The sequence below is a fragment of the Enterovirga sp. CN4-39 genome (assembly GCF_049446235.1).
GTDB lineage: Bacteria > Pseudomonadota > Alphaproteobacteria > Rhizobiales > Beijerinckiaceae > Enterovirga.
On the sequence record NZ_JBMSEF010000001.1, the window covers coordinates 644,519 to 657,578 of the forward strand.

Sequence of the window (13,060 nt, forward strand, 5' to 3'; positions counted from 1 at the left end):
AGGACCCCGGCTTTCGCCGGGGCGAGCGGAGGTTCGAGCGCCTCAGAGCTTCACGCAGACGTTGCGCAGCTCGGTGTAGAATTCCATCGAATGGACGCCGCCCTCGCGGCCGATGCCGGATTGCTTGGAGCCGCCGAACGGCGTCCGCAGGTCGCGCAGGAACCAGGAATTGACCCAGCAGATGCCGACCTCGATCCCGGCCGCGACCCGGTGGGCGCGGGCGAGGTTCTGCGTCCAGATCGCGGTCGCGAGCCCGTAGGGGCTGTCGTTCACCCGCTCGATCACGGCATCCTCGTCGTCGAAGGGCGCGATGTGGCAGCACGGGCCGAAGATCTCCTCCCGCACCACCGCTGAATCCTCGGGAAGCCCGGTCCAGATCGTCGGCTGGACATAGGCACCGCCCGAGAGAGGCGCCGGGAGGTCCGGCACGCCGCCGCCGGTCACGATCGTGGCGCCCTCTTCCCTCGCCCGCTCGTAGTAGGACAGCACCTTGCGGCGATGCTCCTCCGAGATCAGCGGCCCGAGCGTCCCGGCCTTGTCGAACGGATCGCGGATCTGGAGCTTCTCGGCCGCCGCCTTCAGGCGGGACACGAACGCGTCGAAGACCGGCCGCTCGACATAGATGCGCTCGGTCCCGAGGCAGACCTGGCCGCAATTGGCGAAGACCGACCGCATCGTGCCCTCGATCGCGGCATCGAGGTCGCAATCGGCGAAGACGACGGCCGCGTTCTTGCCGCCGAGCTCGAAGGAAACCGGCCGGACGCCCTCGGCCGCGGCCTTCATGATGGCCTCGCCCGTGCGGGTCTCGCCCGTGAAGGTAATGCCGTTCACGCCAGGGTGGCGCGTCAGGAACTCGCCCGCGCTGTCCGGCCCGAAGCCGTGGACGACGTTGTAGACGCCGGGCGGCACCCCCGCCTCGTTCATCACCTCGCCCAGCAGGGTCGCGGTGGTCGGCGTCTCCTCGGAGGGCTTCACGACCACGGCGTTGCCGCAGGCGAGCGCCGGCGCGACTTTCCAGGTCATCAGCAGCAGCGGCAGGTTCCAGGGGCAGACCACCCCGATGACGCCGCGCGGCACCCGGATCGCGTAGTTCAGTGCGCCGCGTCCGTCCGGCGTCGCCATCCGGAAGGTCTCCGTCGAGAGCGTCAGGACCTGGTCCGCGAAGATGTTGAAGTTCGCGGCACCGCGCGGGATGTCGATATGCGAGGCCAGGCTCACGGGCTTGCCCGTGTCGAGCACCTCGGCCTGCAGGAAGTCGTCGAACCGGCGCATGATGCCGTCCGCGACCTTCCGCAGGATCGCGGCGCGCTCCTGCTCCGTCGTCTTGCCCCAGGGCCCCTTCATGGCCCGGCGCGCCGCCTGGACGGCCGCATCGACCGTGGCGGCATCCGCCTCGTCCACCGTCCCGATCACCTGCCCGGTTGCCGGGTTGCGGTTCTCGAAGGAGCGGCCGTTGGCGGAGACGAACTTGCCGTCGATGAAATGCTTCAGATGGACTGGCCGGTCGGCCGCCACAGGCGAGATAGCGCTGCTCATGAGAGGAGCTCCCTTGTGTTCTTGGTGCGGGAGGCCGAGCCGTCAGGCCGCGGCGGCGTCCCGGGCTGCCGCCCAGAGGGCGATAAGATCGGTCGACGTGGGCACGTCGCCGAAGAGGAAGCGCACATTGGCGAGGGTCGCCTCGTGCAGCTGCGGGGCATGCGAGGCGACCGCATCGGACACGATGGCGATATCGAAGCCGCGGGCATGAGCGTCGCGAAGTGTCGACTCCACGCAGACGTTGGTCTGCACGCCGCAAAAGGCGAGCGCCTCGATGCCCCGACCGGCGAAGTGGAGTTCGAGCTTCGGGTTCGAGAAGCCCGAATAGGTGTGCTTGACGAAGACGGGCTCGTTCTCGGCGGGGCCCACGCCGAAAAAGTCTGCGCCCCAGCTTCCCTTGCGGCAGCACACGGCCTCGACGCCGAGGCGCCGCCTCTGCGCGATCATGGAAGGCGGCAGCGATTCCTCCTCGTAGGAGGCCGCCAGCCAGACGACGGGCACGCCCGCGGCCCGGGCCGAATCCAGCAAGGCCTGAAGCGGCGCCACGATCGCGGCGAGCCCCGAGACGTCCTTGCCGAGGGCTTCGGCGATGTAGCCGCCGGGCGCGCAGAAATCGTTCTGCATGTCGACGACCACGAGCGCAGTCCGCCCGGGCGCAAGCCGCTCCGCCGGTCCAGGCAGGACCGAGCGGCTGGCATAGCGGGACAGGATGCTCACGCGAAGGTCGTCCAGACGGAGCCGCCGATGCCGCAGCGCATCTCCTGGCTCGCGACATAGAACACGGTGCGGGCGGGCGTGCCGCCGGCGGCCGCCATGGCGACCATCCAGGCGAGGAGCTCGGTCGTGCCGCCCCCGCCGGCATCGTTCATGCGCTCGACCGTCGCCTCCCGGACCACCCGATCCGCATCGCTCTCCTCCATCAGCTCGAGGAACCAACGGTCGAACTTGGAATCCATGGTGAAGTACCGCGGGCCGCCGGGCTCGTGCGAGAGCCCGCCCGTGCCCATCAGGCCCACGCGGAGCCCCGGCGGCAGCACCTCCCGCACGATCCGGCGCAGCTCGCGGCCGAACCGGATGCACTCCGCGGGCTCCGGCACCGGCGGATTGATGCAATTCATGTGGATCGGCAGGATCGGGACGTCGTAGCCCAGATACCAGAGCGGCACCGACCAGTTGTCGTCGAACAGCAGGTTCTCGCCGCGGTCGACCTTGAAGCCCGAGGACATCGCCTCGCGTGCGACCACCTCGGAGACGTCCGGGCGGCCCTTCACGTGGTAGCCCGGCTGCTTCAGCCACGCCTTGAAGAACTCGGCCGGCCCGTTCCACTCGCGCGAGCAGTCGACGCGCCAGTTCGGCGGATTCTTCAGCGGCAGGTTCAGCAGATGGTCGTTGCCGACCCCGATGATGATGTCGGGCCTCGCCTCCCGCATGATCCGGCCGAGTTCCTCGTAGCCGGCCTGGATCGCCTTCTGGTCCTCGACCGGGCAGGCATCGATCCAGCCCGTGACGCCCGGGGCATGGGCCATGCCCATGATGGCGACGAACTCACCCATGACGTCGATCCTTCTCAGTTCGCCTCGGGACGGTGCTCGACGATCTTGTCGCCCCACGACTTGCGGTAGGCCTCCGCGGCTGCGCTCTTGGTCGTGTTGCCGGCCGAGCCGTGGAAGAGGCGCGTGATCTGCGGGAGGAAGTACGGGTGCACCCCCAGTTCCGCGAGCCGGCGCACGTCGATCGCCCGAAAAGCCTCCTTCTCGGGCTCGCTCAGGCCATACTGGCTCATCAGCTCCTCAAGCCGCTTCCTGAAATGAGGCCAGACGGAGTTGTCGCGCCGCACGTCGAAGACCATGCGGTTCGACGGCAGGTCGGGATCGAAGTCGTTCGCGGACGGAAGCGGCTTCGGGTTGGCGTCGGACATGGAGCTCTCTCCCGTGGTGAGAAACGGCTGCAGCGCGGGCGCCTACTTCCCGCCCACGCGGGCGAGAATGACCTCGGCCATGGACCTGGCCTGCTCTTCGAGGCGCGCCGCCCCCCGCGATGCCTCTGCCGAGGCAGGATCGCCAAAATAGCCCAGCGGCGTCTTGGCGCGCGCAGCCTCCTGCCCCTTGCGCCATTCGGCGAGGTCGGCAGGGCCGTAATCGGTGGAGCGGAGCGTCGGCAGCAGGTCCTTGCGCACCAGTTCCGGATGCGCATGGAGCATGGACGACGTCTCCGGATCGCCGGCATGGACGTCGATGAACTTCGCCGGGCTCGCCGGGACCTCGAAGCCGAGGACGGCGGGGTTGCTCGTATCGAGCCCGAGCCGCTTCACGAGCGGCGTGTTGAACAGGATCGCGGCATCGACGCCGGATGCCTGCCGGGCCGCCATCACGCCATCGAAGATCGTCTTGTTATGCAGCGCGTCGCCGTGTCCAGACGTGCAGAAGACGCGTGCGAAGCCCTGCTTCTTCAGGCTGGAGAGCACGTCCGTCATCAACGCGATCATCGTCGCCGGCTGCACCTCGACCGAACCCGGGAAGGCTCCGGAGACCTGGTTGATGCCCCAGTAGAAGGCCGGGAGGATCACGGCCTGATGCCCCCGTTCCGCCAGGATGGCGCGCGTGCGCCTCAGGACGGCGGAGGGAATGTACACGTCTGTCCCGAGCGGCAGATGGGGGCCGTGCTGTTCAATGACGCCGAAGGCCCAGAGCACGGAGGCGCCCGACTTCGCGGCCGCATCCGCCTCCTGCCACGTCATCTCCGCCATCGTGTCCGCGAAGGGCGAGGGTCCAGTCGCCGCGGGATTTGCGGCCGGGGAGGTGGGATTCTGCGCCGACGCCGGTCCAGCCACGACGGCGGCCGCCGCGACTCCCGATGCAATGACCGCTCGACGGTTCATAAATCCCTCCAGGCACCTTGTGACCCAGCTTATCGGAAATTTTCGAAATTCGATCAAGCTTCGATATTGGTCTGTCCGCTGCAAACCGTCACAGAACCTGGATCCGGGTGCCGTTCCGCTCTCCCACTCACTCGCCGGAAAGGCGGTGGCCCTGTTTTCGTGAAGGGGTTCAGCCCGGGATGATAAGCCTTTCAGACACGGCCCGACCGGACGCGGATAAGCAGAATGACGATCCGCGTTTCGGGATACTCTGGCTACCTCCCGTCTTGCCGCGAGGAGCACAAGGCGACTTAGGTCTTGGCTCGGTGAACTCCTCGGGCAGACCGATGTCCCGCTTCGCCACCGGCGGCTAGGCCGCGGCCAGCCCTCGTCACGAGCCGGTTTGCGCCCAAGCTGACCGTCCATCGTGGGTATCCGCCTGCTTGGGAGACGACACGGGGCCAAAACTCATCTCCTCGGTCCCTCGCCAACTAGGCAAGTTGAATGTGCACCAAGTGCACGGACCCGTCGTTCCTTGTTGCTGCGTGCCAGCTACGGATGACAGCCTCCAGCCAATGAACCGAGGCTAGAACAGCCCGGCGCTTTGGGAGGGAAGCCATGCTGCGGAAGGTGCTCGGGCGCGCGTTGATGGCGAGCGCCTTCGCCTTGGGGCCGGTTGCCATGGCTGCCGCTCAGGACAAGACGGTCAAGATCGGCGTCCTGACCGACATGTCAGGCTTCTTCTCGACCTTCGGCGGGCGTGGATCGGTCGAAGCGGCCAAGATGGCGGCCGAGGAGTTCAATGGCGTGGTCGCCGGCCGGAAGATCGAGATCCTCTTCGCCGACCATCAGAACAAGCCGGACATCGCCTCCACTATTACGCGGCAATGGTTCGACCTCGACAAGGTGGACGCCGTCGCCGACCTGCCGGGCACCGCCACCGCGCTCGCGGCGCTGAACCTCGCTCGCGCGCAGAACAAGATGGTCCTGATTTCCGGCTCGGCGAGTTCGGAGCTGACCGGCAAGAGCTGCCTCGCATCCAGCTTCCAATGGACCTTCGACACCTATTCGCAGGCCCATGGTGCGGTGTCGGCCGTCGTGAAGCAGGGCCTCAAGAAGTGGTTCTTCATCACGGCGGACTACATCTTCGGCCATGATCAGGAGCGCATGGCGACGGAGGAGCTCACGCGGCTGGGCGGTGAGGTAGTCGGCTCCGTGCGCGTCCCCTTGGACGCGACCGATTACGGCAGCTTCATCCTCAAGGCACAGGCATCGGGGGCCAACGTGCTCGCGCTCGCGACCTCCAGCGGGACCATCACGGCCATGCGGCAGGGCGCCGAGTTCGGCCTCCCGGCCTCCGGCGTCCGCATCGTGCCCATGAACTTCCTGATCACCCAGGCCCATGCGCTCGGTCCCGAGATCACGGCCGGGTCGTTCAGCGTCACGGCGTTCTACTGGGGCAAGTCGCCGGAATCCCGTGAGTGGTCGAAGCGCTTCTTCCAGCGGGTCGGCGCTATGCCGACCGACATCCAGGCCGGCGTCTATTCATCGGTCCGGCACTACCTCAAGGCGATCGAAGCGGCTGGCACGACGGATACCCTGGCGGTGGCTGCGAAGATGCGCGAGATGCCGGTCAACGACATCTTCGCCACGGACGGCAGGATCAGGTCAGACGGGCGAATGGTGCAGGACCTCCTGCTCCTCGAGGCGAAGCCCGCGAAAGACGTAAAGGAGCCTTGGGATTATTTCGTCGTCAAGGCGAAGCTCCCCTCGGCCGACGTGTTCATGCCGGAGCGGACGGAATGCCCGCTCGTCAAGAAGTGAGCCGGGCAGGATCATCGTGAACGCACCCACGCCTCGCGAGGCCGACCTCGTCGTCGTCGGAACCGGCATCGCCGGACTGACCGCTGCCGTCACGGGTGCCGCCCGCGGATTGTCGGTCCTGGTGCTCGAGAAGAGCGAACAGATCGGTGGAACGAGCGCCCTATCGGGCGGGGCGGTGTGGGTTCCGAACAACCACCACATGCCGGAGGTTGGGCGCCAGGACAGCTTCGAGCACGCCATGACCTATCTCGACCGAACGGTCGGGAATCTAGTTAGCCGGGAGCTGAAGACAGCGTTCCTGACGCGCGGGCCCGAGGCCGTTCGGTTTGTCGAGGCAAATTCCCGCCTCCGCCTTTCCGCCCGGCGAGATTGCCCGGACTACCTGTCGGACCGGGAGGGCGCGAGCCTCGGCGGCCGCATCATGGACCCGCCCGAGTTCGACGGGCGCGAACTCGGCGAGCGCTTCCGGGACCTTCGCTCGCCACGGCCGGAATTCGGCCTGTTCGGCAAGATGATGGTCAACCGCGCGGATATCGAACACCTCTTGAACGCCCGCTCTTCGCCCCGGAGCGCCATCCATGCGGCGCGCCTTCTGATCCGCTACGCGAGCGACAGGCTGCGCTATCCGCGCGGGACGCGGTTGCTCCTCGGCAACGCATTGATTGCGGCCCTGTACAAGTCAGTTCTGGAGAAAGGGATCCCCGTACTCCGGAACAGCCCGGTCCGCGGCCTCCTGCATGAAGGCGGCCGGGTCGTGGGGGTGGAATTCGAGGCGGCAGGGCAGCGCGTGGCCACCCGCGCCCGGCGCGGCGTCGTGCTCGCGACCGGCGGCTTTCCAAACAGCCCAGAGCTGAGACGCGAGCTAATCCCTATGGCGCCCGAGCCTCACTCGGCCGCCGCGGAGACCGGCACAGGGGATGGTATCCGCCTTGCCCGAAGCGTCGGAGCAAAGGTGCAGGACACCAATTCCAACCCGGCATTCTGGTCGCCGGTCTCGCTCGGCCGGCGCAGCGACGGCTCCGTCGCGAAATTCCCGCATCTCATGTTCGACCGCCAGAAGCCGGGCCTCATCGCGGTGAATCGGGCCGGCGTACGCTTCGCGAACGAGGCGGAATCCTACCACGAATTCGTCAAGGCAATGCTCGACGCGCGTGGGGGCGTCCAATGCTCGCCGGCTTACCTGATCTGCGACCACCGCTTCGTGACGACTTACACGTTTGGGCTGGTCCGGCCGACTGCGGGCTCGCGCCGAGCTGCGCTCCGGTCGGGCTATCTTCGGCGGGGTGACACGATCGAGCAGCTCGCGGAGAGTATCGGCCTCGACCCCGAAATCCTGTCGGAGACAGTCGCCCGCTACAACGACGGCGCCCGGAGCGGGGAGGATCCCGAGTTCGGACGGGGGAAAACGGCCTACCACCGCTATCTCGGGGATGCGGGCCACCATCCCAATCCCTGCGTGGCGCCCATCGAGACCGGTCCGTTCTACGCGATCGAGGTCGTTCCCGGCGATATTGGCACCGCAACCGGTTTGGCAACCGACGCGAATGCCAGGGTTCTGGACGAAAGCGGCCAACCTATTCCGGGGCTATATGCCTGCGGTAACGACATGAACTCGGTGATGGGTGGAGAGTACCCGGGCCCAGGCATCACGCTCGGCCCAAACCTGACCTTCGGCTACGTGGCCGCGACGCATGCCGCGGAGGCTGCCGCGGCCTGATCCTCCCTCGAGGCGGGCAATTCCTGCAGGCCCGCCTCGATCGCGCTCACGGCCTGGCGCAAAGCAGGCAGGTAGAGCTCCGCCGCACGCTCCACGGAGAGCGCAGAGAGGAAGAAGATGACATTCACGGCCGCCAGGACCCTCTCTCCCTGACGAACCGGCAGCGCGAAGCTGCCGATCTTGCTCTCCACCTCTCCGCTGCTGATCCCGTAACCGCGCCGGCGCGTTTCCAGCAGAACCCGCTCGACATACCGCTCGTCGCGGGCCAATTCCTGATCGGCGCCCCCCGAAGTGGCGAGCGCGTCTACGACGAGCTCGACCTGGCGTTCGTTGCAGGCGCCGAGATAGGCCCGACCGGCCGCCGAGGTGAGGACGGGCAAACGCCGCCCGACCATCGCATGGTGGATGGAGAAGCGGCTGAAGCGGTGGGTGGTCTCCCGGATGACCATCGCATTCTCCTCGAAGGTTGAGAGGTCGGACGGCCACATCACCTCGCGAAGGAGCGCGCCCAGGATCGGCGCTGCCAGCCCCGTGACCCACGCATCATCGTCGAACCCGTCCGAAAGGGAGCGCACCTTCAGGGTCAGGCGATGGGTTTGGTCCGATGGACTGCGGCGCACATAGCCCAGCTCTTCGAGAGTCTCGAGCATACGGTAGACCGTAGTCCGGTGGATGCCCGTCCGGGCGCTGATCTGCGCCGCAGTCGCGCCGTTGTGGCGGTTCAGCTCTGCCAGCACCTCGAGCCCGCGCTCGATCGCCCGGACATGCCTGTAACTCCCCATCCCATGCTCCTCCCGGCCCGCTTCTTAGCGGGATCGGCAAGGCTGTGCACCACGCGCACGGGACGCCTCGACGATCTTGTCCGAGCGGGAGCGCAGGCCCAGGCTCAAGGAAAGACGACGGAGGAAGGGTGTTGGGAGACGCTGGGCAGGGAGGCGGATACAGCTCGATCTGGGCCGAGCTCATGGGCGTCCCGTTTCGGCAGGGCTGGATCGACGCCGGCGGCGTCCGCACCAGGTTCCTCCAGAGCGGCGAACCGCACCTCCCGGCGCTGATCCTGCTGCACGGGACGGGAGGTCATGCGGAAGCGTATGTCCGCAACCTCCGCGCCCATGGGGAGCATTTCAACACGATCGCGATCGACATGGTCGGGAACGGGCTCAGCGACAAGCCCGACGTGCCGCTGGAGATCCCGGTCTATGTCGACCACCTCCGAGCCGTCCTCGATGCGTTCGGCATCGAAAAGGCCTCTCTCTCGGGCGAGTCGCTCGGCGGGTGGGTCGCGGCACGCTTCGCTTTGGCCGAAAAGGGGAGGGTCGAGCGCCTCGTCCTGAACACCACGGGCGGCAACACGGCCTTTCCCGACGTGATGGAGCGGATCAAGACGCTCTCCATGGCCTCCGTCGAGGACCCAAGCTGGGACCGGATCAGGAAGCGGCTCGAATTCCTGATGGCGGATCCCTCCCACGTATCCGACGACCTCGTGGCGACGCGGCAGGCCATCTACGCCGCCCCCGGCATGGTCGAAGCCATGCGGCGCACGCTCGTTCTGCAGGAGATGGAGATCCGCCGCCGCAACATGCTGTCCCCCAGCGAATGGGGAGCCATCCGGGCGCCAACCTTGGTGCTCTGGACCTCGCACGATCCGACTGCCGACGTCTCGGAGGGGCGGAAGATCGCCGAGATGATCCCGGGCGCGCGGTTCCATGTGATGGACCGTTGCGGGCACTGGCCACAATACGAGGACGCAGAGACGTTCAACCGCCTCCATCTCGACTTTCTGCGCGGGCGCTCGTGAGCGCGTGCCCTCCCCTACCCAGCGAGACGGAGATCATCATCGTCGGCGCCGGGCCGGTCGGGCTCACGCTGGCCAACGCGCTCGGGCTCGCCGGGATCTCCGTGCTGCTGTTGGAGGAGCGCGAGGGGATCATCGATTACCCGCGCGGCGTCGGGATGGACGACGAGTGCCTGCGATCCTTCCAGGGCCTTGGCTTGATCGACAAGGTCCTGCCGCACACCACGCCCAATCAGTGGCTCCGCTTCTTGACCGCCCGCGGGCGGGTCTTCGCCTCGGTCGAGCCCCGGACGGACGTCTTCGGCTGGCCCCGCAGGAACGCGTTCATCCAGCCTCTCGTCGACAAGGTCCTCTTGGAGGGCCTGGAGCGCTGTCCTTCGGTGCAGGTTCGGTTCGGAGCGGCGTTCCTCGGCTACCGTGAGGACGGGGACGGCATCAAGGTTGCGGTCCGCGAGGGCACGAGCGAGCGCCAGATCGCAGCGCGGTTCCTTGTGGGCTGCGACGGGGGCCGGAGTTCGGTCCGCAAGGCTGCCGGGATCGACTTCGAGGGCAAGACGGAATCGACGCGGTGGCTCGTCGTGGACGTCGCCAACGACCCGGTCGGCACGCCCAACGCCGTCCTGATCTGCGACCCAAAGCGGCCGACGGTGTCGATCGCACTGCCGCATGGGGTCAGGCGCTTCGAGTTCATGGTCTTCGACGGTGAATCCGAGGAAGAAATGACCCGTCCGGAGGCGATCCGCCGCCTGCTTGCGGGCATGACGGCACGGCCGGAGCGCGTCGACGTGATCAGGGCGCGCGTCTACATGCACCATGCCCGCCTCGCGGCGAGCTTCCGGGCCGGTCGCGTGCTCCTGGCGGGCGATGCCGCCCACCTCATGCCCGTCTGGCAGGGCCAGGGCTACAACAGCGGCATCCGGGACGCGACCAATCTCGGCTGGAAGCTGGCTGCGGTGCTACGGGGCTGGGCCGGCGACGCCCTCCTGGACACCTACGAAGCCGAACGGCGCGCGCATGCGGCGGCCATGATCGCGATCTCTGTCACGGCAGGTCGCATCTTCTCGCCCGTGAACCCGATCCTCGCCGCCCTGCGGGACGTCATAACCCTTGGGCTCAACTTCGTGCCGCCCGCCAAGCGCTACATCATGGAGATGCGCTTCAAGCCGATGCCGCGCTACACCGCCGGGATCGTGTTGCCGGAGACGGAGGCCGCCGGGCGGAAAGAACGCGGGAAGGTCGTCGGCCGCCTCTTCCCGCAGCCCGCCGTCACCATCGCCGGGCGCGGTACCGCGAAGCTGGACGAGGCGCTCGGGACGGGCTTCGCGCTCCTGGCCTGGGGCGATGATCCTGCCCGCTACATGGATGCATCCAACCGGGCCTTCTGGAGACGGATTGGCGCGCGCCTTCTTTGTGCCGTGCCGGCCACCCAGGTCGACGCGGCCCGCGAGCGGCTGCCTGGAACGGAGATCGTCGGCGATCCGACCGGACGACTCAAGGACTGGTTCGGCGATGCGGGCCGTTCCGTCGTGTTTCTCCGCCCCGACCGCTTCGTGGCGGCCGTGAGCGACCCGCAAAGCGCGGACGTGGTCACGCAAGCCCTCGCGGCGCGGCTCGCCGCGAAGATCGAATAGAAGGAGGAGGCCGATGACGCTCCTGGTTCAATGCATGTCGCATACGCCGCTGATGGACCTCAACCCGCCCCGGCCTGAGGTCGATGCGGAGGCCCGTGCGGCGGTCGCGGCCGCTCGCGCGAGGGTCGAGAGCTACGATCCGGACCTCGTGCTGCTCTTCGCGCCGGATCACTTCAACGGTTTCTTCCACGACATCATGCCGCCCTTCTGCATCGGGGCCGCAGCGGAGGCGATCGGCGATTACGGGACGGCGGCCGGCCCGCTCGCCGTGGACAAGGACGCCGCTCTGGCGATCTCCGGTGAACTTCTGAAACGCGACGTGGACGTGTCCGTCTCCTATCGGATGCAGGTCGACCACGGCTTCTCGCAGCCGCTCGACATGCTGACTGGCTCACTCACCCGGTACCCGGTCGTGCCGATCTTCATCAACGCAGTGGGCGTGCCGCGCCCGACGAGCCGGCGCACGCGGCTGTTCGGGGAAGCCATCGGCCACATCCTGCGTGAGCGCATGCCGGAGCGCCGCGTCCTGGCTATCGCCTCCGGCGGGCTATCGCATGACCCGCCCGTGCCATCCATCGTGACCGCCCCGCCGGAGATCGCCGAGCGGCTCATCAACGGCCGCAATCCGCCGCCCGAGGTGAGGAAGCTCCGTGAGGACCGAACCGTGCAGGCGGCCCGTGATTTTGCGGACGGGAGCCCGACGGGCGGCGGCGCCCTCCACCCGCTGGATCCCGAATGGGATCACATGCTCATCGACATCTTCTCATCAGGCAGGCTGTCCCAGGTGGACAGCTTCGAGGACGAGTGGATCACCGCCAAGGGCGGACGCGGAGGACACGAGGTTCGCACCTGGATTGCAGCGCTCGCCTGCCTCGCGGCATATGCGCCGTACAATGCCGAGCTCGACTACTACCGAGCCGTACCAGAATGGATCGCTGGGTTCTCGCTGATGCACGGGCAGGCGTGACCGCCCGGTCGCAGCAAGCACTTGCAGCGCGGCTTCGCCATCGTGCTCAACTGCCGCGTCAGGCGAGGATGCGGACCGCGCATTGATGTCTGGAGTCGCCGCGATTCCGTGGAGAGAGCCGGGCTTGGGCGCAGGCACTCGGACGTCACTTCCATTTCGCTGCCCTCAAGGGACTTGGAGACCTCCATCCGGGTTTCTGCCTGCGAGGCAAAGTGGCGGCGTGCGAGGTGCGCGCGCTCGGAAATGGCAAAGAAGCTGTCGCACATCGCGTTGTTGTGAGCGTCGCCGGCCGATGCCATCGAGGCCGGAACGCCGACCTCCCGACAGCGTCCTCTGAAGGCGACCGAGGGGTACTGACTGCCTTGGTCGAAGTGCTGGGCGAGGCCGCCAGCCGACGCTGGCAGAGCGCGCTCTCGATGCCGTCGAGCGTTAGTTCTCGATGCCGTCGAGCGTTAGCTCGCTCGCTCGCAGCCTCGGCGGTGCAGTTGCGATCGATGAGGTCCGGGCCCGGGCGGGCTTCCGACTCACCGCGGGTACTTTGTGCTTCGCGATCGGTCGGCAATTGGCGGGGGGTCAAACCCTCACTTCGGTTACCCGTATGCCGCCGCACGAAGGCCGCTGCGGTCGCTGGCTTGCCCTCGTCTGTACGCCGGAAGCGATCCTGGTACTCGCTCAGGGCTGTTTCGAATGGGCGCTGCTACGCGGAGGTCCGGTATGGTGCTTCGGCAGCTCA

Annotated in this window: 11 protein-coding genes; 5 read left to right on the top strand and 6 right to left on the bottom strand. The window is 67.4% G+C overall.

From position 1 onward, the window contains the following. Positions 1–42 precede the first annotated feature (42 nt). From ACO2SS_RS03190 to ACO2SS_RS03210, 5 genes are read right to left on the bottom strand one after another with little or no spacing between them, the layout of a single operon-like run. Positions 43–1,536, bottom strand: a complete 1,494-nt coding sequence (locus ACO2SS_RS03190) for a 2-hydroxymuconic semialdehyde dehydrogenase (protein ID WP_423276105.1) — start codon at positions 1,534–1,536, stop codon at positions 43–45. Between the two features lie 42 nt (positions 1,537–1,578). Beyond that, the gene (locus ACO2SS_RS03195) at positions 1,579–2,253 is read right to left on the bottom strand and encodes a cysteine hydrolase family protein (protein ID WP_423276106.1); all 675 of its coding nucleotides are present in this window, start codon (positions 2,251–2,253) and stop codon (positions 1,579–1,581) included. Next, a complete protein-coding gene (locus ACO2SS_RS03200) occupies positions 2,250–3,089 on the bottom strand; it encodes a hypothetical protein (RefSeq protein ID WP_423276107.1) in 840 nt (279 codons plus the stop codon). The genes ACO2SS_RS03195 and ACO2SS_RS03200 overlap by 4 nt, the downstream gene beginning before the upstream one ends. Positions 3,090–3,103: 14 nt before the next feature. Then, on the bottom strand, positions 3,104–3,454 hold the full coding sequence (locus ACO2SS_RS03205; protein ID WP_423276108.1) for a hypothetical protein: 351 nt from the start codon (positions 3,452–3,454) through the stop codon (positions 3,104–3,106). A gap of 42 nt (positions 3,455–3,496) precedes the next feature. Beyond that, a complete protein-coding gene (locus ACO2SS_RS03210) occupies positions 3,497–4,414 on the bottom strand; it encodes a creatininase family protein (protein WP_423276109.1) in 918 nt (305 codons plus the stop codon). A 597-nt stretch (positions 4,415–5,011) separates the two neighbouring features. On the opposite strand from ACO2SS_RS03210, the gene ACO2SS_RS03215 reads away from it, so the two are divergent. Beyond that, a complete protein-coding gene (locus ACO2SS_RS03215; protein WP_423276110.1) occupies positions 5,012–6,217 on the top strand; it encodes an ABC transporter substrate-binding protein in 1,206 nt (401 codons plus the stop codon). Between the two features lie 16 nt (positions 6,218–6,233). Further along, positions 6,234–7,934: an FAD-dependent oxidoreductase gene (locus ACO2SS_RS03220; protein ID WP_423276111.1), complete on the top strand. Its 1,701-nt coding sequence runs from the start codon at positions 6,234–6,236 to the stop codon at positions 7,932–7,934. Here ACO2SS_RS03220 and ACO2SS_RS03225 read toward each other — a convergent pair. Continuing rightward, the gene (locus ACO2SS_RS03225) at positions 7,892–8,716 is read right to left on the bottom strand and encodes a DNA-binding transcriptional regulator (RefSeq protein ID WP_423276112.1); all 825 of its coding nucleotides are present in this window, start codon (positions 8,714–8,716) and stop codon (positions 7,892–7,894) included. The genes ACO2SS_RS03220 and ACO2SS_RS03225 overlap by 43 nt on opposite strands. Positions 8,717–8,847: 131 nt before the next feature. Here ACO2SS_RS03225 and ACO2SS_RS03230 point away from each other — a divergent pair, with 131 nt between their 5' ends. Genes ACO2SS_RS03230 through ACO2SS_RS03240 form a run of 3 tightly spaced genes read left to right on the top strand, consistent with a single transcriptional unit; the run spans position 8,848 to position 12,327 of the window. Further along, positions 8,848–9,732 (top strand): alpha/beta fold hydrolase, encoded by an 885-nt coding sequence (locus tag ACO2SS_RS03230; protein ID WP_423276113.1) that lies wholly within the window; start codon positions 8,848–8,850, stop codon positions 9,730–9,732. Continuing rightward, positions 9,729–11,360, top strand: a complete 1,632-nt coding sequence (locus tag ACO2SS_RS03235; protein ID WP_423276114.1) for a bifunctional 3-(3-hydroxy-phenyl)propionate/3-hydroxycinnamic acid hydroxylase — start codon at positions 9,729–9,731, stop codon at positions 11,358–11,360. The genes ACO2SS_RS03230 and ACO2SS_RS03235 overlap by 4 nt, the downstream gene beginning before the upstream one ends. 13 nt (positions 11,361–11,373) lie before the next feature. Next, the gene (locus tag ACO2SS_RS03240; RefSeq protein WP_423276115.1) at positions 11,374–12,327 is read left to right on the top strand and encodes a 3-carboxyethylcatechol 2,3-dioxygenase; all 954 of its coding nucleotides are present in this window, start codon (positions 11,374–11,376) and stop codon (positions 12,325–12,327) included. The last annotated feature ends 733 nt before the right edge of the window (positions 12,328–13,060 follow it).

Excerpts from the sequence above, each read along its gene's own strand:
- ACO2SS_RS03190 (WP_423276105.1), bottom strand. The coding sequence starts at position 1,536 with ATGAGCAGCGCTATCTCGCCTGTGGCGGCCGACCGGCCAGTCCATCTG.
- ACO2SS_RS03200 (WP_423276107.1), bottom strand. The coding sequence starts at position 3,089 with ATGGGTGAGTTCGTCGCCATCATGGGCATGGCCCATGCCCCGGGCGTC.
- ACO2SS_RS03205 (WP_423276108.1), bottom strand. The coding sequence starts at position 3,454 with ATGTCCGACGCCAACCCGAAGCCGCTTCCGTCCGCGAACGACTTCGAT.
- ACO2SS_RS03210 (WP_423276109.1), bottom strand. The coding sequence starts at position 4,414 with ATGAACCGTCGAGCGGTCATTGCATCGGGAGTCGCGGCGGCCGCCGTC.
- ACO2SS_RS03215 (WP_423276110.1), top strand. The coding sequence starts at position 5,012 with ATGCTGCGGAAGGTGCTCGGGCGCGCGTTGATGGCGAGCGCCTTCGCC.
- ACO2SS_RS03225 (WP_423276112.1), bottom strand. The coding sequence starts at position 8,716 with ATGGGGAGTTACAGGCATGTCCGGGCGATCGAGCGCGGGCTCGAGGTG.
- ACO2SS_RS03240 (WP_423276115.1), top strand. The coding sequence starts at position 11,374 with ATGACGCTCCTGGTTCAATGCATGTCGCATACGCCGCTGATGGACCTC.